This window comes from Limosilactobacillus gastricus DSM 16045 (assembly GCF_001434365.1).
GTDB lineage: Bacteria > Bacillota > Bacilli > Lactobacillales > Lactobacillaceae > Limosilactobacillus > Limosilactobacillus gastricus.
Genome location: NZ_AZFN01000010.1, coordinates 42,971 through 63,448, shown reverse-complemented (window position 1 = coordinate 63,448; position 20,478 = coordinate 42,971). Strand labels below are relative to the sequence as shown.

The following is a 20,478-nucleotide window of genomic DNA, read 5'->3' as shown; positions in this document are numbered from 1 at the left end:
ATCTATTCTCCTTCGATGGTAGTTCCGATATTTTCACCCTTAACAACTTTTAAAATGTTACCTGGAGTATTTAAGTTGAAGACCACTAACGGAATGTCATTGTCCATTGATAAGGTACTTGCCGTGGAATCCATAACGTGAAGTTTCTTCTGGATGATGTCCATATGCGTCAACCGCTCATACTTAACCGCATCATCGTTAGTCTTGGGATCCGCTGAGTAGACCCCATCCACACCATTCTTGGCCATCAAAATAGCATCAGCATTAACTTCAGCCGCCCGTAAGGCAGCCGTCGTATCAGTTGAAAAGTATGGGCTCCCGGTTCCACCGGCAAAAATTACCACTCGACCCTTTTGAAGATGCCGAATTGCCTTGCGCCGAATGTAAGGTTCAGCAATTTGACGCATTTCAATGGACGTTTGGACCCGGGTTGGCACATCAAGAGATTCTAAGGCATCCTGTAAGGACAAGGCATTCATAATGGTTCCCAGCATCCCAATATAGTCAGCTTGCGCCCGTTCCATCCCCAATTTTTCACCAGTGATACCACGCCACATGTTTCCACCACCAACGACAATGGCGATTTCAACCCCGAGTTCATAGACCTCTTTTAATTCCTTAGCAACCGTTTGAATCTCAGGTGGGTTGATTCCAAAACCTTGTTCGCCTGCTAGCGCTTCTCCGCTTAGCTTCATTACAACTCGGTTGTATTTAATGTTTTCCGTCATATTTTCCTCCTCCAAGTGATTACTCGAAGAAAGGGGCGTCCATTGTTTCTTCCGGTACGCCCCTCCCACATAAATTACTTGTTAAGTTGTTCGCTGATTTCTTGAGCGAGGTTGGTTTCTTTCTTTTCGATTCCTTCCCCAACTTCATAACGAATAAATGACTTCAACTTACCGCCCTTTGAAGCAACAAATTGAGCAACGGTTTGATCAGAATCCTTAACGAAGTCTTGGTCTGCCAAACAAATTTGTGATAAGAACTTGTTTAAACGACCTTCTACAATCTTGTCAACAATATTAGCTGGCTTGCCTTCGTTTAAAGTTTCTTCAGTAAAGACTTCCTTTTCATGAGCTAAACGTTCAGCAGAAACGTCTTCACGGGTCATGAATTCAGGATTAATTGCGGCCACGTGCATTGCAACGTCTTTAGCAGTTTCTTCGTCTGCACCTTCAAGGACTACTAAAGCAGCAATCCGACCACCTTGGTGTAAGTAAGCGCCAAAATTGTCACCATCATTCTTTTCGACAATTTCAAACCGGCGTAAGCTAACTTTTTCACCGGTCTTTTGGGTAGTGGCAATTAAGTCATCATTTACCGTTCCGTTAGCAGTCTTAATTTGAAGTGCTGCTTCAACGTCAGCAGGCTTGTTTTCTGCGATCAAAGTTGATACTTCAGCCAATTCTTCTTTAAATGGATCAGAAGCAGCCACAAAGTCAGTTTCTGAATTTAATTCTACGACTGCAGCCGTGTTGCCATTAACCACAATGTTAGTTAAACCTTCAGCAGCAATGCGATCGCTCTTCTTAGCGGCCTTAGCAATTCCCTTTTCACGTAAGTAATCCATAGCCTTATCCATGTCACCATCACTAGCAACAAGGGCCTTTTTGGCATCCATGATACCGGCACCAGACTTCTTACGTAATTCCATTACTAATTTAGCACTAATTTCAGCCATTTTATTTCTCCTTAATTTTCAAAAAAAACTGTTTTGCACTCAGGCCAGATGGTCCTTCCTGCAAAACAGCCTAAGTATTAACCATTTTGTTTAGTTGTTGCCTTCAACGCTGTCCTTAAGATCCTTCAATGAATCTTCAGAAACTTCCCCAGCTTCTTCAACTGGAGCGTCTTGGTCATCTTCACCTTGCTTACCTTCGATCACAGCATCAGCCATGGTTGCAGTAATCAAACGAACGGCCCGAATTGCATCATCGTTTGATGGAATAATAACATCAATATCGTCAGGGTCACTGTTAGTATCAACCATCGCAACGATTGGAATATGAAGCTTTTGAGCTTCACGAACTGCAATTTGTTCCTTGTGTGGATCAACAACGTAAAGTACGTCTGGGATCCGTGGCATATCTTCAATCCCACCAAGGAAACGTTCAAGCTTTTCGCGTTGCTTAGTTAACACAGCAACTTCCTTCTTAGGAAGACGATCAAAAGTGCCATCTTCAGCCATTTCCTTTAATTCCTTAAGACGCTTAATCCGTGATTGGATCGTCTTCCAGTTGGTCAAAGTACCACCTAACCAACGATGGTTAATGTAGTATTGACCAGCCCGCTTAGCTTCTTCTTCGATAGAATCTTGGGCTTGTTTCTTCGTACCAACGAATAAAACGATTCCGCCGTTTGCTGCAACATCTTTTACATAGTTGTAGGCTGAATCCACCATCTTAACCGTCTTTTGTAGGTCAATGATGTAGATCCCATTCCGTTCCGTAAAGATGTATTCAGCCATCTTAGGGTTCCAACGACGTGTTTGGTGACCAAAGTGGACACCAGCTTCAAGTAATTGCTTCATACTTACAACAGGCATGAGTAATTTCCTCCAAAATAATTAGTTTTTCCTCCCCGTTGTTCTGCTGGCAATAACACCGCAAGGCACAATCATCACCATCACAATCGGGTGCGATTTTGGTTTTGACACCGACAAATAGTATACATAAAAAGGCTTGCATGTGCAAGCCTTTCAACTATAAAGTTTTCGCCATGTAAATGACGTCATCCATTGGATTATCATAGTATGGTGCGCATTCCGCAAAACCGATTTTATGATACAAGTGGATAGCTGCTTTTAAAGGTTCGATCGTATCCAAAACCGCTTCTTGATATCCTGCTTTTTTAGCATACCCTAAGATTTCTTCTAATAATCTTTCACCGGCATGATGCCCGCGATAAGTTGGCCGAACATATAAACGCTTAATCTCACAGCGCGTATCTGAGAGACGATGGTAAGCGACCATTCCTTGCACGATCCCTTCATCAATAAGTACCAGGATTTCGCCTTCAGGTGCCAAATATTTAGCCGCAATATCAGCTAATTCTTGATCCAGGTTTTGAAATGACAAATCACGTCCTAACCACTTGGTATACTCCTCAATTAATTCTCGGACATCACTTAAATAATTTTTTCCATCAACAATTCTCATTTATCCTTCTCCTTTTTATATCTAATTTGAAATAGATTGAACTTTAAAGTTATAGGCATCAAATACCCATTTCATAATTGGGCCACTCCCAATAACAAAAATCAAACTACCTAGTCCAGCCGGTCCACCAATCAACCAACCAATGAGAAATGCTATTCCTTCCGAACCAATTCGAGCAAAACTAATTGAAATTTTGAGTTTAGTCACAAGTAAACACATTAAACCGTCCCGAGGACCAAAACCTAATTGGCAAGATAAGTAATAATAACTCCCAAAAGCCGTAAAAATCATACTTATAAGGCTCATGACAATTCCCTGCTGAAAATTTTGCGCATATGGAATAACGTTAAACCTAGCAATCAGATCAATTAGTAGGCTAGTGACGGTGATATTCAAAATGGTACCCCAGCCGACCTTGACTTTCCCAATTAATATGACAGAAACAATAAACATACTTATCAGAATAGACGCTAAACCATAAGAAAGATGTAAACGGCTTGCAAGGCCCTGATTTAAAATATCCCATGGTCCTAAACCTATTTGAGCCTTAATTGCATATTCAATTCCAATGGCACTAAAACCGAAGCCGAACATTAACCTCCCCAACTTCATAAAATTATGATCTTTCATAGTTATCGCTCATTTTCTTTACTAGCTCTTCTAAGCCTTTGATTTCTTCTTGGCTGAAATTTTTGAAGCCATCAGCTATCTGACGATTTTCATTTCGAATTAGTTCAGGAAATACTGTTTTCCCCCGTTCGGTTGGATACAAACGAACAGCTCGTCGATTAGACTGATCGATTTCTTTAATTAAATAGCCCATTTGAACCAGTTTTTGAACTGCCTTACTCGTTGTTGACTTATCAACGTTCATCATGGCAGTTAATTCATTCGCATGAATGCCTGGATGCTCACAAACTCGGACTAAATAGCTATTCTGACCATTTTTTAAACCAAACTGCTTAAAATCATGATTCGACTCAGTATTAATTATTCGCGATATTTTCCCGATCATTCGTAAAATTTGACTATTAACTTCCAATTTCATCTACCTCTAACAGTTGAACTTTCAACTATAAAATACATTTTTAGTTGAAAGTTCAACTAAAAATGTAAAAAAAAACTGAAAACTAAGGATAATTCCCTAATTTTCAGTTTTTATTACTGATTTATTAAATTATTTAGTCAAACTTAACTAACTTGTCAGATTCACCAGTTTCAATCAAGTCTTTGTTAGCTGAAAGACTGTATTGAACCATGTTCTTAACTGCAACGTCCGTATAGAAAGCCGTGTGTGGTGAAATCAAGACGTTGTCACGAGTATTTAAGTTCCAGAATTCTGGATAGTCCATATTTTGGCCAGCCATGTCATGGTTGAAGACCTTGGTTTCATCTTCAAGCACATCTAGAGCTGCTCCGGCAACCTTTCCTGAATCTAAGGCATCAATTAAGGCCTTTTCATCAATCAATGGTCCCCGTGAAGCATTAACCACGAAGACCCCATCCTTCATTTGATCAAAGGCTTCTTTGTTTAACATATGTTCAGTGGTTGGGAACAACGGAATGTGTAAGGTCACTACTGTTGCTTGCTTGTATAATTCTTCCAGCGTATCAACGTAAAGGCCTTCCTTTTCTAATTCTGGGTTGTGGTAAACGTCATAAGCAATAACCTTCGCCCCAAACCCTTTGTAGATGTTGATGGCAACTTGACCAATATGACCAGTCCCAATGACCCCAACAACTTGGTCATTTAATTCGTGAGAAATTTGTGGTGCCCAACGGTAATCGTTGCGTTCGAACTTGTGGAAGTATTCCTTCGTCCGCCGGAGCAAGTTTAGCAATTGGGTAACTGAAAATTCAGCAATTGCAGCTGGTGAGTATACCGGCACATTCGTAACCTTCATATCATACTTCTTAACTGCTTCAGGGTTCATGTTATCAACCCCAACGTTTCGCAACGAGACATTGTGGATGCCATATGAAGCCAACTTTTCAAAAACGGTGTCAGTATATGGAAGTTGTTGGTAGACATCAACGCCATCAAAGCCTTTAGCCCATTCTACGGTTTCATCAGTAATTAATTCTGGTACTGCTTTAACCTCAACATCTGGGTTTTGCTTTTCCCATTCTTCTAAGAATGGCTTTTCGTCATCACGAACACCATAAGCTAAAATCTTCATAATCGATTTCTCCTTTTCTATCAATTAAGATTACGTTTTCATCATACACCTTTTAGGTCAGATTGTGAAACCATTCACGCCATGTTCACGTAAAAATTTTTCTTTTTGATCCCGACGTAAATGTTTAAATTGATACTCCGCTTGTAGGGCAGCTTGTTTCGTGGCAAATTCGGCTTGATAAAGTAATTTTAAAGGATGACGTTTCGCTGGTCGGGTATACTTAGCCCCCTTGCCAGCCTCATGAGTGGCTAAGCGTCGTTGGACATCATCAGTAAAGCCACAATAAAAGGTTTTATCCGCACACAACAAGACATACATAAAATAAGGCTTACTTTCTGTCACCGTACAATAACTCCTTCATTGCTGGTTGATACTCACCGTTTTCATCAGCCACCACAAATTCTGGCAGAACTTTTAATCCGCCTGGGCGACCATCTTTAATGGCATCAATCAGGACCATGTTTGCTTCCCATTGTGGTTTTGGGCAAATGAATTGCAAACGTTTCGGCACTAATCTTGACGCTTCCATGGTGGATAAAATTTCGGTTAAACGATCCGGTCGGTGCACCATATAAGCATGACCATTCATTTTTAAAAGACCACTCATTCGATCTACGACGATCGCTAAATTAGTTCTTATTTCATGCCGCGCGATAGCTAAATACTGATTAGGATTTTTTTGACTGTGTTGATCATCCTTAAAGTACGGCGGATTACAGGTAACGATATCAACACTGTCTTTTGGTAGATAATCATAAACATTGGCTAAATCATCATTAATGACGTGGTAGCGGTCACCTAAATCATTAAGAGAGATACTCCGTTGGGCCATATCAGCTAAGCGGGCTTGCAGTTCAACTTCCCAGATCTGACCACCAAGATGTTGATTTAAAAATAAGCCAACTGCCCCATTTCCAGCACAAAGATCAACCGTTTTTAAATGTTGACGATGATTTTCAGGCACAAAATGGGCTAATAATACCGCATCGAGAGAAAAGGCAAAGACTTGGCTGCTCTGAATAATTTGAACTCCTTGACTACTTAATTGATCAATTCGTTCGTCAGCTTGTAATGGAACCTGCATTGATCTTCTCCTTTTGACTTGCAACTTTTTAGGTAATTGTTCATACTGATCATGATAACATTTTAAGTGAGGAAACAATATGCTTTATCGGCTGGTCTATTATATTTTTGCCCCTTTGCTTGCCTTAATCAACTTACGTCAAAAGGTTTATAACAAGGAAAACTTACCCCAAGGAAATTATGTATTAGTAGCCCCTCATCGAACCTGGATGGATCCACCTTTACTGGCTTTGGCGGCTTACCCTAAACAGTTTGGCTTCATGGCAAAACAAGAACTCTTTAAAAATCCTGTTGGATCTTGGATTATTCGCTCCTTACATGCCTATCCAGTCGATCGTAAAAATCCTGGAATGTCAGCCATTAAAGGTCCGGTTAAAATGTTAAAGGACACCGAATTATCGACAATTATTTTTCCAACCGGCTCCCGTTATTCCAAAAAGATGAAGGGGGGCGCCCTTCTAATCGCTAAGATGGCTAATGTCCCCGTCGTTCCGGCTGTGTATCAGGGACCAACAAATCTAAAAGAATTATTTTCATGGCGGAATCGTCGCCAGGTTGCTTTTGGTCAACCAATTTATATTGATCGTAAAACCAAGCTTACTGACGAGGTCCAGGCCGATCTTGAAGCCCAAATTCAAGCTCAATTTGATCAATTGGATCACCAGATTAATCCGAATTATCATTACCAAATCCCAAAAAAATAGAGTGACGTCAATCGCGTCACTCTATTTTTGGCTATTTACCGGATTTTTTAGCTTGTGCCTTCATCGTTTGCATCATTTGATGTAATTTTCGATCAGATGGCTTTTGACCCATTTGCATCATCATTGTTCGTAACATATCTTCTGAGATTGGCGGGTTGTTACGTAAGTAGTTTTCCATGTACTTACGTGCACCGTAAAAACCAGCGATGGCTCCAACCAACAACGCAATGATTGCTACTGTAATTGTAATTCCCACGGTTATTTCCTCCCTTCTCAATATACGTTGATCTATTATACACGATTTAGCCTAATTTTTGAATAAATTCTTAATCATCACGCAAACCACGTTTCCGTTGAATTTCTTTAATCTTTTCTGGGGTGACTTCTTTACCATTGTCATCATAAATTTGCATTAATTCAATATTACTCCGAAAAGCCTCCCGGAAATTTTTTAAGTATTGGTCACGTAACTTTTTTCGTTCGGCTTTTTCGGCCGGCGTTAAACCTTCCGCCTTATTTTTATGAGCAAGCTCATTAATTCGTTTTAAAAGTTCTGTTTGTTCCTTTGATTCTGGCATTTTTAATGTCCCCTATCTCTTTTGTTCTGCCATAAGTTTACTCAACCCCATCCGTGATTTCAAGTAATGTCACGTTTTTGCGAACGTACGTTTACAAACGTTTGTTCCTATGATAAACTAAATTTATTCTAACTAGAGGAGACAATGATCATGCCACGACAATCCATCGATAAACAAATGGCCGTCTTAAGTTATATCAACAAACAAGTTGACGCGCACGGATATCCGCCAACGGTTCGTGAAATTTGTGCGGCGGTTGGTTTATCTTCGACTTCAACTGTTCACGGTCACATTAATCGCCTCATTGAAAAAGGATATTTACATAAAGATCCTGCTAAGCCACGGGCCTTAGAAATTACCCAACAAGGTTTAAATGCTCTAGGAATTACTCCTGAAAAAACTGAAATTCCCCTTTTGGGCGAAGTTGCAGCTGGGGAACCTATTTTAGCGGAACAAGATGCGACAGATTTCTTTCCAATTCCCCCTTCAATTCAAGACCATAATGATCTCTTTATGCTAACTATCAAAGGAACCAGTATGATCAAGATGGGGATTTTGAACGGCGATAAGGTCATCGTTCGTCGGCAATCAACTGCTAACAATGGTGATGTCGTTATTGCCATGACTGCTGAAAATGAAGCCACTTGTAAACGATTCTATAAGGAAGACGGCTACTATCGACTACAACCAGAAAATGATGATTTGGAACCAATTATTCTTGATCAAGTAGTAATTCTTGGTAAAGTTGTTGGTCTTTTCCGCGATAATATTTTCTAAAGAACAACTAAGACCCTTGCGCCATTTTGGCGTCAAGGGTCCTTTTTTGCATCTAATTAATTGTCTTTCTTCTCCAAATCAGCGTAAAGATCGCTGAGATAATTAACCAAAGTAAACCAATTAAGCTCACATAAATTCCTACTTTAAGGCCTGGTACATGATACCGTAAAACAATATGATGGTGGCCTGTCCTTAACCGTAGACCGATAAAGGCATTATTAGTACGGACCAAGCGCACCGTTTTACCATTATCCGTGGCTGTCCACCCACTAGAATATGGAATTGATGAAGTTAAGATTCCCACCTGACTAGTAGTAAGATTCCCACTAATCTGATTCTGGGAGATCTTTAAATTCTTCAACCCGTGGGCTTGGATTTGACGAACTTCTTGACGATACTTAGTCCCCAGTTGTTCCGCCACTAACTGATAAGAAATCCGATATTTTCCTAATTTATTCGTAGTTAAGGTCACTTGAGATGGTAAATGTTTGCCGTAGGCGCCTAGATTTAAAACACCACTGGTGACCACCTTAAAGAAGGAAGTTTTACTTTGCGCTGGTTGCTCTAAAGTTTCATCACCGTATTTATTGCTTGCTGTTAAAAGATAGCTCATATCAGGATAACCTTTTAAAAACAGAGAACGCCAATTTTGATAATTAGTAAAGACTTGATTAATCATTGCCCCTGGTTCAAGGGTTGTTTCCCTTAGATGATCCGCCATTAACTGCAAGGTTTTCTTCATCGAAAATGGTTGGTAGTGTATTGATTTAATATCCAAATGCAATTCGTTCTGCTGCGCACTTGTTTGTTTTTGGAGTCGTAGGTAATACTTGGCATCGGGATCGGTAACCGTCACCGACTGACCATTCATTTTTTGTAACCGATTATTCCACAACTGGGTGGCAATTACTTGAACGTTTCCCGACAGGTTGGCTTTTTTCATGCCAGTGGTCCATTTTTTCGCTGCTGAACTATTAACGACCACCCCACTTGCCAAAGCCCGTTCTTTAGCAGTCGCCGACAAATGACGATACGTAGCTGGACTAATATAAGTATTTTGCCAGTACAAAAGCGGAAAGGCATTCTTGGTCGTATACCGAACTGTTTGGGTCGTTTTTAAATCCGATGTCTTAGTAGCGTCAGACGATTGGCCTTGATCATAATTAATCGTTGGCTCCGTGGTTTGATCTACAAAGTAACCACTTGGTACCTTCGTATCATCATCCGTGGTGGTCTGCGCAAAAATATACTTAACCCCTAAGAAATTGTTCAGTACCGTCCGATCATCAACTTGTTGTAATGGAATATTCGTTTCATATTGTGAATTTCCTAAGCGCTGGCTAAAAAGACCTAGATACTGATTCTGTAATGAAAAATAAGAACTAATCGAAGCTAAGCCGGAAGTAAGATCATTATAGGTCTTTTCCTGCCCTGTCGTTTGATTGTTGCTAATCGTACTAATTCGGTAAGTTAAGGACCGACTAAGGGATTTGTCGAGGCCCCCATAACGCTGCTTAGCGATTTGCTGGTATTCACCCTTGGTCAGCATTTGGTTTGCAAAACTCCCATTAAATGGTAAGGCTGCATAAATCGCATTAAAACCCACGTTTAATAAGATTAAACCAATCATCCAATTGAGGGGATGCGCTACCGCTTGATAATAGGCCGCCCCCGCAATTAACAAAGACAATAATAAAAAGATCACCGGGACAAAAAGATCATCATCATTTTTAAACATATAAGTGGCTACGACGGCCACTAAATATACAAGGCTGATGCCAATCATCCATTTAAGCGTCGCACGATCAATCTTCGTAAGATGCTCTAACAAGATCATAATACTAGTTGCTAAGGGCAAATAGATCAAAAGCGTCCATCGATTGGATGGTGACATTCCACCATTAAACAGAGCTCCAACCGCCGGGATTAACATCATCAATAAACTGGCGCCCAGACTAATGGTAATCAAAGGATACCGTTTCGCATGACGATAAACATACACAAGAGCAACTACAATCACACTAGCCATTCCAAGCGCTGACCAATACATAAAGTCCCAGTCATCACCATTTATTAATTGTTTGGCTAACAGGACATAATAATATTGAGGATAAGTGGTCAAACCATTCGCAAAGGCAGAGCCAATTCGCGTTGAAGAACGTACGGCAATAATTTCTGGAATTAGCATGACCGCTGATACAAGCAAGCTAGTAACGGTCGCGAAGGCCAGTTTCCAAAGTGTCCGCCCATAATCAAGCTGATGCCGATAAAAAGTGATCACCCGTAAGAAAAGATAAATAATCGCCCCAACGCCTAAGATGAAAGCTAAATAATAGTTATTAATCAGCATCCAGATAAAAACTAAGGTTAATGGCCAGGCTGAGCGCCCTTGTAAAACCCGTTCAATTTGAATGATAATTAAGGGAAAAATAATAAAAGTCGTCGTAAAAAAAGGTTGGGCAACGTTGGCATATAGCAAGTAGGAATTTACTAAATAAGTCGCCGCCCCACCCCAGATAACCAGTTTTCGAAAAGGTAAGTGTTGGGCAAAATAAACAAAAGCTAAGCCGACACAATACATCCGTAGAACGATCGTAAGTTGATAAGCTAGGGTAATTTTAGCCGCTGGAAACAGTAGGGCAATATATGCAAAGACGTCACCAATCGTGTAGTAAGAAAAAACCTGAAAAGTATCGGTTCCCAAGCCCCAACTAAAGGACCAAAAATTGGGTGAACTAAAAGGATGCAAAAGCCAGTGCCAAACCAATTGCCGATACTGAGCTAATAAGGGTAGATGCTGATTGAAGGCATCCGTATCCCAGATTAAAGTCTTTCCTGCAATTAGATATGGACAATATAAACAGGCCGCAATAAATACAAATAAAATCGTATAACCTAAATATAATTGTCGTTTATCAGTCCGTGGTGCAAACGAAAATTTCATTTTACTATTCTCCACCAATATTCTGCGTCCAAACCTTAAGGATCGTTTGCCAAAAAGCATTAATATATTCAAGCTCTTCTTGAGACTGACCGCTTAACTGAAAATCTGCTAAACGCTGCAGCATCAACTGCACCACTTTACCCGAGCTAATAAAAGCATTATCTTCATTCCTTTGAACCCAGGTTTCAACCGCTCGCATCGCTTGATTAATTAACCCCTGCGTATCATCAATCGCTTTATGCATTTGAGCCTGATCTTCAAAAGGAGTTAATTGACTAACCTTAGCCGGTGCTTTCTTAACTGACTGCCACCATTGTCCAGTCGCCTGCCAATACAAATTAGCCGCCTCAGAGCCGACAACCAATTGGCTACTAGTCATTTCTGTCCACTGATCAGCAAGATTTAATAAAAAATTTTCATCCAAAGTAAGATAAGCAAGACCCGACTGTTGAATAAGTTGCTCTAATTGAGCTTGCATTTTATTTGGTTGAATTGTCATCTAATCCCCCATGACTATAAAAGCGAACGGCTTGGATGGCTCGCTGCCACCCTTGATAGCGTTGGTTAGCATCGGTTGCCGACATTTTCGATTGGTATTGTTGCCCAGCATGACTCAAACTTACCAACTCTGCTTGATCTTCCCAAAAGTCAACCGCTAATCCAGCTAAAAAGGCCGCCCCGAGGGCCGTCGTTTCTTCAATTTGGGCGCGAACAATAGTCGTTTGTAAAAGATCGGCTTGGAATTGTAATAAGAAGTTGTTTCGGGATGCTCCACCATCCACTGCTAGACGTGATAAAGGTAATTGGGTTTCCTTAACCATCGTATCAACCACATCGCGAGTTTGAAAGGCAATGGCCTCCAAAGTCGCCCGAATGATCTGAGCGCGACTTGTTCCCCGGGTTAAGCCAAACATGGCGCCGCGGACTTCTTGATCCCAATATGGTGCCCCTAGTCCCGTAAATGACGGAACTACATACACTCCACCGGTGGATTCCGCCTTGGTAGCTAATTTCTCTGAATCACTGGCATGTTCAAAAAACGCTAGACCATCTCGTAGCCATTGAATGGCCGATCCCGCCACAAAGATACTACCTTCTAAGGCATAATTAATCTGTCCATTTAAACCGTAAGCGATTGTCGTTAAGAGCCCACTTTGGGAAAGCGTTGGCTTTATCCCCGTATTCATAACGGTAAAAGCTCCTGTTCCGTAGGTGTTCTTGACATCACCTTGTTGAAAAGCAGTTTGACCAAATAAGGCTGCTTGTTGATCCCCCGCAATTCCCGCAATCGGAATTTGAACGCCATAAAAATGGTAATCACCGGTATAACCAAAGATCGCCGATGATTCTTTCACGGTCGGCAACATGGCTCGCGGAATATCTAAGAGATCCAAAATATCTTGATCCCAGTCTAAATTATGGATATTAAAGAGCATTGTACGACTAGCATTCGTGACATCCGTAGCATGAACTTGCCCCCCTGTAAAGTTCCATAATAACCAAGAGTCAATCGTGCCAAATAACAATTCACCCCGTTGGGCCCGCTCCCGAGCGCCTTCAACATGATCAAGTAACCATTTAATTTTGGTGGCGGAGAAGTAGGAATCAATGACTAAGCCAGTTTTTTGATGAATTAATTCAGTATAGCCATCCGCGATCAATTTTTCGGCCAAGTCACTGGTTTGCTTCGATTGCCAAACAATGGCATGGGCAATTGGCTGCCCAGTTGCTTTATCCCAGATAACGGTAGTTTCCCGTTGGTTCGTGATCCCAATGGCTGCAATTCTATATGGTTTAATCTGGCTCTTGATCATCACTTCCGAAACTACTGATTGAACACTGTCCCAGATTTCAAGGGCATCATGTTCGACCCACCCTGGTTTGGGAAAGTATTGTGGGAATTCTTGTTGGGCAATGGCTACTTCTTGTCCTTGATGATCAAAAATAATAGCCCGCGAGCTAGTAGTCCCCTGGTCAATCGCTAGAATATATTGTTCGTTGTTCACTGGTCTGCTCCAAGTCATAAAAGAAAGGCTAGGAATAAATTCCCAGCCCCTACAACACTAAAATATTAATCATTACTTGCCGTCGGCCATTTTGCCAGCAACACTGTAACGATCTTTCCGCATTTCATTTAAAACAATATGAACCCGATCAGCAGGAACATTAGCGTTCTTTGAAATGGCTTCTGTAACATCCTTAACAAGGTTGCGTAATTGTTCGTCACTCCGACCTTCAATCAAATCAATATGTACTAATGGCATAGTTTGCGCCTCCTGGAATTTACTATCAATATACCATAAATCAGTTATCTATCGCAATTTGATTTCTTAATTTGGTTGGCTCAAAGCTTGACGAATTGCAACTACATCGCGATGATGTTTAGCCGTAAAGATCAGACGATCACCATATTCAATCACCGTCGTCCCATGAGGAGTAATCCATTCTTTGCCGCGGCGAATTCGACTAATCGTCATCTTATCAATGAATGGCAAGGTCATTAACTGTTGTCCAGAATACCGATGATCCCGAATCTCGACTTCAAAGATTCCGGCTTCATTGTCTTGCAACATTTGAATTAGAGATGGTGACTCAATCCATTCCCGCAAGAAAGTTGATTGAACTTGATAGAGATTAAAGACTTCAATTCCCGCTGCAGCTAATTTATCAAACACCTGATCAAGATATTCACGATTTTGGAAGCTGGTAATAACGCGGGCATTACTGTGCTCCTTTGTCGCTAATGACAACTTCGCATTCAGCTTATCATCACGAAAACCGTATACGATCACGTCAGCATCTAAAAATCCTTGATCCAATAGTTTATCAGCTGAAATCTCTTCAATTAAAGTTAGATTATCAAATTCACTATCATAAACCTGATAGTTTTCTAACTTGTTGGTGACCATCCGAACATCATACCAATTACTGGATAATTGCTGGGCAATTGGAACGGTCAAAATGTTGGTCCCAATAAAAACGACCCTCTGTTTGATCTTGTCGGCTTTCTCTAGCTTAAAAGTACTATTAAAGATAATGGGCGAAATAATACATACCACAATCGCAGCTAAAGTCACCGCATCAGATTGGGTGGCACTAATCATCTTGAGATTTCTTGCGACCTGAAGTGATGGTAAAACCAAGGTAATCGTTGTGACAGTTAAAAAGGCTGCCGCAAAAGAATTACGGTTAGAAAATTGGCGACGTAAAACCAAGAAACTAAATATCTTAGCCAGAATGAAACTCGCCACCATCACCGGAATCAAGGCGAGCGCATTGGGATTTGCAAATAAAGAACGTAAATCCAACTTCACCCCGGTCATGATAAAGAAAATTGGAATAAAGAAACCATAGCCAATTGATGTTAACTTATCCATCGTAGCTTCCGATGGTTCCAATAATTTCATGACCATCCCCGCTAGGAAGGCCCCGAGAATATTCTCTGCCCCAACCCGTTCTGCGACAATCACCAAAGTAAAAATCAAGAAGAAAGCGAGCCGAATATCCAATTGGGTGGTGGCTTTGGTCATTTTAGCAAACCATAGATAAGGTTGCTTAAACCGATTTAACAGAATAATTGCCACAATTAGTGGTAAGACAATCAACCAGATGCCACGGGCATTGCCGCCATTAACCGATCCATAAACCGTCAGCATAAACATGGGGAAAATTTCACCAAACACAGCTGTTAACAGAATCGTTTGCCCAACTGGACGACTTAAAATTTCTTTTTCTTTTAGGGTCGCAATGACCACACCTAATGCCACTGTGGTAAAGATAATCAGTGACAAGAATAAGTCATTAAAGAGTCCCGTGAACTTTAAAATAGTGGCAATGATTAAAGCCATAACCACATTCATCAAAAAAGCACCGGTCGCCAATTTAACCGGATTGGCCCCTGACTTTGGTTTTTCCGCTCGTTTAAATAAGGAAAAATCGATTTCCATCCCTGAGAGAAACATTAAAATAATCACACCGAGGGACGATAAAAGAGTTAAGCTACTGTTAGTCTGGACCCACCCAAATCCACTCTGCCCTATTAACATCCCAATTACAATTTCTGCAATGGCAGTGGGTACGGCGGTAACCTTAAACCGAGCCATTAAAATTGGGACCGCTAAAGCTACTGCCATGACTATGAAAATAGATAATTGCATCTTTTTGCTACCTTCTCTAAAATTAATATCAAATCTTATTATAACGTATATATCTGAGGAAACCTAAATGAATGAATTATCTGCTTGTACTAGTATTTTAATTGGGAAAAACGCCACGATTGACCATTCAATCATTATCGGGCGAAACGAAGATTCAAAAGCCTCCTGGCCAAAACACTTTATTGTTCACCCTCATGGTGATTTACCTGCCGAATTTATCTCAAAGGATACCGGAGTAAAGATCCCACTGCCACAACCATCTTATCGATATTCAGCCACTCCAGAGTGGACTGATCAAGCAGGACTGTTTGAAGAAGATGGCATTAACGAGTTTGATGTTGCTATGAGTGCCACCGAATCGGCCTATTCTAACGACTTAGTCTTGAGTGCCGATCCCTATGTTGAAAATGGCGTTAACGAAGAAGCCATGGTTACCCTAGTCCTCCCCTTTGTGAAATCAGCGCGAGAAGGAGTCCAGCGTTTGGGAGATTTAATCGCTCAATATGGGACGGGCGAAACGAATGGTATTTTGTTTGCAGACAACGCTGAAGCCTGGTATATGGAAATCGGGTCTGGTCATTACTGGGTCGCACAACGAATCCCTGACGATGCCTATGCCGTCGCAGGTAATCAATTAGCCATTCAAGAAATTGATTTTAATGACTCGACTAATTTCATGTACCATCCTGAGATTGTTCAGTTCGTTAACCAACATCAACTCAATCCCCACCCTGATTCTTTCAATTTTCGCCAAATTTTTGGAACGGCCACGCCTGCCGATGCTATTTATAGCACGCCACGAGTTTGGTATGGTCACCACTTATTTAGTCCTCAAGCAGCCACAGTTGAACATCCAGAAGATCAGAACCTGCCCTTCATCATGCGACCAGAAAAACGCTTATCTATCTTGGATGCACAAGAATATCTTAATTCTCATTTCCAAGGAACCATTTATGATCCACTCAATAGTGCGGATCAAGTCGCCAGTCGTCGCTATCGACCAATTAGTTTAGCCAAAACGCAAGAGTCTCATCTCTTACAAATGAATCGGCCGAGCGCAAATCTGCATTGGCTATCGATGGGCGTGGGGGCGCAAAGTAACTTTATTCCCTTTTATAATGGATTAACGCAAACCCTCCCTGCATATCAAAAAGGAAGCCTACCAGCTTCCTTGGATTCTGCTTATTGGGTCTATAAACATGTCGGGGTGCTCGTTGACCACAACCTCAAAATCGGCTGGCCCTTACTGAATGAAGTACAACAAACCGTAACTACACAAGCATTGACTTTTATTCATGAAATGGATCAATTGCTTAATACAACCCCAATGGAAGAACATTCATCATTGATCAACGAACGGAATAATCAATTTGCCGCTTGGGCCTTGGAACAATATCAAAAGCTAGCGATGCGCTTATTAACCGACTTAACTGATGACAGTCCTTTAAATTTCAATACCGATGCTAATCTTTAATTATCATCGTAACCAACTAATTTTTGGTAAATTGGTAAGTCGATAACATGATTAACCGTGCCACCACTAGTTAAGGTCCCGTTATTCGATTGAACAATCACTGCATTTTGCCCGTCAGCCGAAATTTCAACAGCAGTATCAACCCCAGATTGGCGCCCATGCATATGATAGGTGGCCTGATTTTTGATTAATTGTTGACCAACATGATAAAAGCCGGCCGTATAAGTAGTTCCTGACAAATATTTACTGGAGTACAAGTCTTGGGCATTGCTAGTACCAATTAATTTTCCAGATAACATGGCGGCTAACACTTTATATAAATCTTGACCGGACATTGCGATCGTTCCAGCACCAAAGGACATATACTGGCTGGGTTTTCCTGGCTTGCCGGCGGCTTGATAGCGACTTAAACCGCGGTTGTAATATCCCTGGGCAACCTTGGAACTGAACTTTGTGACAAAACTATAATTCTTAAGTCCTAACGGCTTAGCGATCACTTGTTCAAAATATTGCTGATAGCTTTTTCCAGAAACCTGTTCGACAATCCCCGCCAGTAAATTATAGTTAAAGGACGAATACTGCCACTGGCCAATCTTGTTTGTCTGAATGGTTGCATGAGAACCTAGATAGTTTAAATAGGCCTGTTGGCTCTTAAAAGAATGCAGTGAAATAGTTGATGAAACTTTCAAACCTGAAACCATGTTCAGTAACTGGCGCAGGGTGACTTGGTCTGCATTCTTTATCTTGGGATAGTATTTACTTAATTTGTCATTTAAGGATAACTTCTTTTGACTGGCGAGCTTGGCGATCATTTCGGCGGTCATCGACTTTTGAATTGAAGCAATTTGATACTGATTTTGACTGCGGTTAGGTTGCTTCTTTACATAATTGGCATAACCCCGACTAGTTTGAATAATTACTCGGCCATTTTTAACCACCGTAATCGTCCCCGAAAAGCCTTTTTGCTTAACCAATTGGTTAATAGTCTGTTTGATTGTCTTGGTTGAGGCAGCTTGCGCCTGTCCCCAGCATCCGAACCCGACCACTAAGAGTGTTAAAATAAATAAACCAATTTTCTTTTTCATATATCATATTCCTCTGCCCCCATCATAATGAAATCTGCATCGCAATTCATGAAGTCGATAAGTTTTTTTATTGAAGTTCATGAATCTTAATTTACAGCTTTAAAAGCAGCCGGAAGGTCATAACCCTCAGGCTGCTTTTTTTCGGTCATTTAACGGCTATTATTCGTGCCCCGATTAGTATCCATCAGATATTGTTCAATCATCTGGATGATCTGACGATTTTGTGGCAAACTTGAATGTTGCGCATTATCGCCGGAAACCGTCAAGGTCGTATATGACTTAGCCTGATTCTGGTAAACATACTTTCCGGCTTGAGCACTCGCTTCCGGCACTAAACCATCCGAGGTAAAGCTCTGCGTCCCGATAATGGCAAAGACATTTAAATCAGTGGGAATTTTACGCCGATTTTTGATGAAATCACTTAACATTTGCGTTGGCCGTGACGTAGATGTTTCATCAAAGTTATAAGGGGTCCCAACAGTCATCAAGGTCTTTAGCTCAATCTGATCGCTATAATCTGCATAATAGGTTTCAATCCACCGAGTCCAAATTAAGCCCCCATTGGAATGGCCAAAGGCCTTGAAGTTATTAAAATGATAACGCGTGGATAAGCTCTTAAAAGCCTGGTTCAACATGGTGGCCTGCTTTTTAATATTAGAATAGCCATCATGATTATTTTCGAACCCCACCACAATGATGGGCTCCCGATCATTTTTATTAATTTTCCCCGTATACTCCAGTTTCCCGTTATTTTCAACCTCAACCTTTAAAAGACTATGTTTCCGATTAGTGTCCTGATTTAGTAAGGAAACTAAGGAATTAAAACGGTTAATAGAGGCCGAACTTCCCGGAACCATGATAATCGGGGACATTCGAGAATTATAACGGTCATACATCACCTTATGATTCGTTTTCGTCCAAAAATAAGTCGGAATAAAGAGCATGATTAAAACTAAACTAACCATGGTGATTATTAACCGATTCTTTTTTCGACTAATATTTTGATCTGAAAAGAGTTGTCGCCATTTCATTGCTGGTCCTCCTTTAGATCAAGTTTGATAATCTCATTTTGCATTTCAATGTAGGTTCGGACGACTGGTAAGTACATAATGATATCTAAGCAGAATAATAGGATTGCAAAAATCACCGAAGCCCAATTCCCGTTAGTTCCAATAAAAGACACCAAAAAAGTCGGCGTTCCATTAGGATAATCAAACACTGGGGTTGGAATTAAATGAATCATAACAGCCCCCGCCGCAATCAGCATGTTGATGGTTGTAATGATAATCATCGCCAGCAAGAAGATGGGGTTTAAAATTACGGGCAAGCCAATGAAAAAGGCGCCGCTATTATTAAACAAGACGGGAATCATATTCCAACGGGCAACCCGTAAATTCTCTAATCGCCGACTCACCAATACAAAAGCAATCAATAAAGCTAAGGTACAACCGACCCCGCCAAAAACTGCGTATGAAGAATATAATTCAACACCAGATAAAGGATAAGGAACATGATACATGGAATGATGGGATAATACATAACTTAAATTAGCGTTCCATTCTGCTGAATCACCGGTTGTGAACCACGTACTAGTTGGGTCATAAAGTCCCAACCATTGTAAAAGACTGATCAGCATCATAACCAATAATTTTATAATGAAGTGCGAATCACCAGCTCCCCAATCACTCAAGGCTGTAATAACACTATCGCTAATGGCAAAATAATTAGCAAGATTCATCCCAACTCCTAATACGATCCCAATAATTAACGAAACGATAATCGGTTTTAGATTCCACTGGGCCCGACTTTGAATTTCAAGGGTATGCGGATTATGCGTTGCTGAAGTTGCTGGACTCAACCAGCGAAAGACTTGACCAATCAAATAGCCAATGGCTAGGGACAACAAGAGATTCTGTAAAGACAACATTCGCCAATTTAAAGAACTATAAAAATTCCCGGTCCGATTACTAGCTTGAAAACTGGCCATCAGCATCACAACAATCCCCGTAACTCCAGCAAGCTGTTTTGCACGCTGATATAGTTGAGCGGTATAATAAGCCGCCAAATAGACGACATAAATGCCAATAAAGCCTAAGAGAATATTTTGAATAAAAGTTGCCACGAGCCGAAGTGGTCGTAACCAAGTCGTACTCGTCCAGTTTGCCAGGTAAAGAACATTATATAAAAACCCATCTGGTTGTAATAAGTTCGTATTAATGATTTGAATCCAAATGCCAATCAAAACAAAGGGAAACAAGGTTGCAAAGGTCCGATAAGCAACGCGAATAAACGATTTACGTCGATAGGCAATTGCTAGATCTAAAATTCGTTTTTTCAT

General features: G+C 40.8%; 22 protein-coding genes. 3 read left to right on the top strand and 19 right to left on the bottom strand.

Annotated elements, in window-relative coordinates:
- Nucleotides 1-2: 2 nt before the first annotated feature.
- From pyrH to FC60_RS04510, 9 genes are all read right to left on the bottom strand, one after another.
- Nucleotides 3-728 (bottom strand): UMP kinase, encoded by a 726-nt coding sequence (gene pyrH / locus FC60_RS04550; RefSeq protein WP_007122647.1) that lies wholly within the window; start codon nucleotides 726-728, stop codon nucleotides 3-5.
- Between the two features lie 74 nt (nucleotides 729-802).
- Nucleotides 803-1,681 (bottom strand): translation elongation factor Ts, encoded by an 879-nt coding sequence (tsf, locus tag FC60_RS04545; protein ID WP_056937281.1) that lies wholly within the window; start codon nucleotides 1,679-1,681, stop codon nucleotides 803-805.
- Nucleotides 1,682-1,771: 90 nt separating this feature from the next.
- On the bottom strand, nucleotides 1,772-2,545 hold the full coding sequence (rpsB, locus tag FC60_RS04540) for a 30S ribosomal protein S2 (RefSeq protein WP_007122649.1): 774 nt from the start codon (nucleotides 2,543-2,545) through the stop codon (nucleotides 1,772-1,774).
- Between the two features lie 157 nt (nucleotides 2,546-2,702).
- The gene (locus FC60_RS04535; protein ID WP_056937280.1) at nucleotides 2,703-3,158 is read right to left on the bottom strand and encodes a GNAT family N-acetyltransferase; all 456 of its coding nucleotides are present in this window, start codon (nucleotides 3,156-3,158) and stop codon (nucleotides 2,703-2,705) included.
- Nucleotides 3,159-3,179: 21 nt separating this feature from the next.
- Complete coding sequence (locus tag FC60_RS04530) at nucleotides 3,180-3,788, bottom strand: YczE/YyaS/YitT family protein (RefSeq protein ID WP_056937279.1); 609 nt, start codon at nucleotides 3,786-3,788, stop codon at nucleotides 3,180-3,182.
- On the bottom strand, nucleotides 3,775-4,200 hold the full coding sequence (locus FC60_RS04525; RefSeq protein ID WP_235806075.1) for a MarR family winged helix-turn-helix transcriptional regulator: 426 nt from the start codon (nucleotides 4,198-4,200) through the stop codon (nucleotides 3,775-3,777). The genes FC60_RS04530 and FC60_RS04525 overlap by 14 nt, the downstream gene beginning before the upstream one ends.
- Before the next feature lie 139 nt (nucleotides 4,201-4,339).
- Nucleotides 4,340-5,338, bottom strand: a complete 999-nt coding sequence (locus FC60_RS04520) for a D-2-hydroxyacid dehydrogenase (RefSeq protein WP_056937277.1) — start codon at nucleotides 5,336-5,338, stop codon at nucleotides 4,340-4,342.
- Between the two features lie 57 nt (nucleotides 5,339-5,395).
- The gene (locus tag FC60_RS04515) at nucleotides 5,396-5,656 is read right to left on the bottom strand and encodes a GIY-YIG nuclease family protein (RefSeq protein ID WP_056937295.1); all 261 of its coding nucleotides are present in this window, start codon (nucleotides 5,654-5,656) and stop codon (nucleotides 5,396-5,398) included.
- Nucleotides 5,657-5,666: 10 nt separating this feature from the next.
- Nucleotides 5,667-6,422: a tRNA1(Val) (adenine(37)-N6)-methyltransferase gene (locus FC60_RS04510; protein WP_056937276.1), complete on the bottom strand. Its 756-nt coding sequence runs from the start codon at nucleotides 6,420-6,422 to the stop codon at nucleotides 5,667-5,669.
- A 79-nt stretch (nucleotides 6,423-6,501) separates the two neighbouring features.
- On the opposite strand from FC60_RS04510, the gene FC60_RS04505 reads away from it, so the two are divergent.
- Nucleotides 6,502-7,125, top strand: a complete 624-nt coding sequence (locus tag FC60_RS04505; protein WP_056937275.1) for a lysophospholipid acyltransferase family protein — start codon at nucleotides 6,502-6,504, stop codon at nucleotides 7,123-7,125.
- Between the two features lie 31 nt (nucleotides 7,126-7,156).
- Here the strand turns inward: FC60_RS04505 and FC60_RS04500 are convergent, their stop codons facing one another.
- Together FC60_RS04500 and FC60_RS04495 are read right to left on the bottom strand one after the other, a co-directional pair.
- Nucleotides 7,157-7,381 carry a YneF family protein gene (locus tag FC60_RS04500; RefSeq protein ID WP_040468745.1) on the bottom strand — a complete coding sequence of 75 codons (225 nt, stop codon included), beginning with the start codon at nucleotides 7,379-7,381 and terminating at the stop codon, nucleotides 7,157-7,159.
- 70 nt (nucleotides 7,382-7,451) lie between these two features.
- Nucleotides 7,452-7,703, bottom strand: a complete 252-nt coding sequence (locus FC60_RS04495) for a DUF896 domain-containing protein (protein WP_007122655.1) — start codon at nucleotides 7,701-7,703, stop codon at nucleotides 7,452-7,454.
- A 150-nt stretch (nucleotides 7,704-7,853) separates the two neighbouring features.
- Between FC60_RS04495 and lexA the strand changes: the two genes are divergently transcribed.
- Nucleotides 7,854-8,480 carry a transcriptional repressor LexA gene (gene lexA / locus FC60_RS04490; protein WP_056937274.1) on the top strand — a complete coding sequence of 209 codons (627 nt, stop codon included), beginning with the start codon at nucleotides 7,854-7,856 and terminating at the stop codon, nucleotides 8,478-8,480.
- A gap of 52 nt (nucleotides 8,481-8,532) precedes the next feature.
- Here the strand turns inward: lexA and FC60_RS04485 are convergent, their stop codons facing one another.
- The 5 genes from FC60_RS04485 to FC60_RS04465 form a co-directional block, all read right to left on the bottom strand.
- On the bottom strand, nucleotides 8,533-11,424 hold the full coding sequence (locus FC60_RS04485) for a YfhO family protein (protein ID WP_056937273.1): 2,892 nt from the start codon (nucleotides 11,422-11,424) through the stop codon (nucleotides 8,533-8,535).
- Nucleotides 11,425-11,428: 4 nt separating this feature from the next.
- Nucleotides 11,429-11,923 (bottom strand): hypothetical protein, encoded by a 495-nt coding sequence (locus FC60_RS04480; RefSeq protein ID WP_056937272.1) that lies wholly within the window; start codon nucleotides 11,921-11,923, stop codon nucleotides 11,429-11,431.
- Nucleotides 11,904-13,430, bottom strand: a complete 1,527-nt coding sequence (gene glpK, locus FC60_RS04475; RefSeq protein WP_056937271.1) for a glycerol kinase GlpK — start codon at nucleotides 13,428-13,430, stop codon at nucleotides 11,904-11,906. The genes FC60_RS04480 and glpK overlap by 20 nt, the downstream gene beginning before the upstream one ends.
- A gap of 72 nt (nucleotides 13,431-13,502) precedes the next feature.
- Nucleotides 13,503-13,718: a 2-hydroxymuconate tautomerase gene (locus FC60_RS04470; RefSeq protein ID WP_268871577.1), complete on the bottom strand. Its 216-nt coding sequence runs from the start codon at nucleotides 13,716-13,718 to the stop codon at nucleotides 13,503-13,505.
- A 36-nt stretch (nucleotides 13,719-13,754) separates the two neighbouring features.
- Nucleotides 13,755-15,581: a cation:proton antiporter family protein gene (locus FC60_RS04465; protein WP_056937269.1), complete on the bottom strand. Its 1,827-nt coding sequence runs from the start codon at nucleotides 15,579-15,581 to the stop codon at nucleotides 13,755-13,757.
- A 67-nt stretch (nucleotides 15,582-15,648) separates the two neighbouring features.
- On the opposite strand from FC60_RS04465, the gene FC60_RS04460 reads away from it, so the two are divergent.
- A complete protein-coding gene (locus tag FC60_RS04460) occupies nucleotides 15,649-17,055 on the top strand; it encodes a C69 family dipeptidase (protein WP_056937268.1) in 1,407 nt (468 codons plus the stop codon).
- Here the strand turns inward: FC60_RS04460 and FC60_RS04455 are convergent.
- From FC60_RS04455 to FC60_RS04445, 3 genes are all read right to left on the bottom strand, one after another.
- Nucleotides 17,052-18,140, bottom strand: coding sequence for a serine hydrolase domain-containing protein (locus FC60_RS04455; RefSeq protein WP_056937267.1), 1,089 nt, complete (start codon nucleotides 18,138-18,140; stop codon nucleotides 17,052-17,054). The genes FC60_RS04460 and FC60_RS04455 overlap by 4 nt on opposite strands.
- A 149-nt stretch (nucleotides 18,141-18,289) precedes the next feature.
- Entirely contained in the window at nucleotides 18,290-19,171 is an 882-nt protein-coding gene (locus FC60_RS04450) for an alpha/beta hydrolase (protein WP_056937266.1), read from the bottom strand.
- The gene (locus tag FC60_RS04445; protein ID WP_056937265.1) at nucleotides 19,168-20,478 is read right to left on the bottom strand and encodes a PTS transporter subunit EIIC; all 1,311 of its coding nucleotides are present in this window, start codon (nucleotides 20,476-20,478) and stop codon (nucleotides 19,168-19,170) included. Before FC60_RS04445 ends, FC60_RS04450 begins: the two co-directional genes overlap by 4 nt.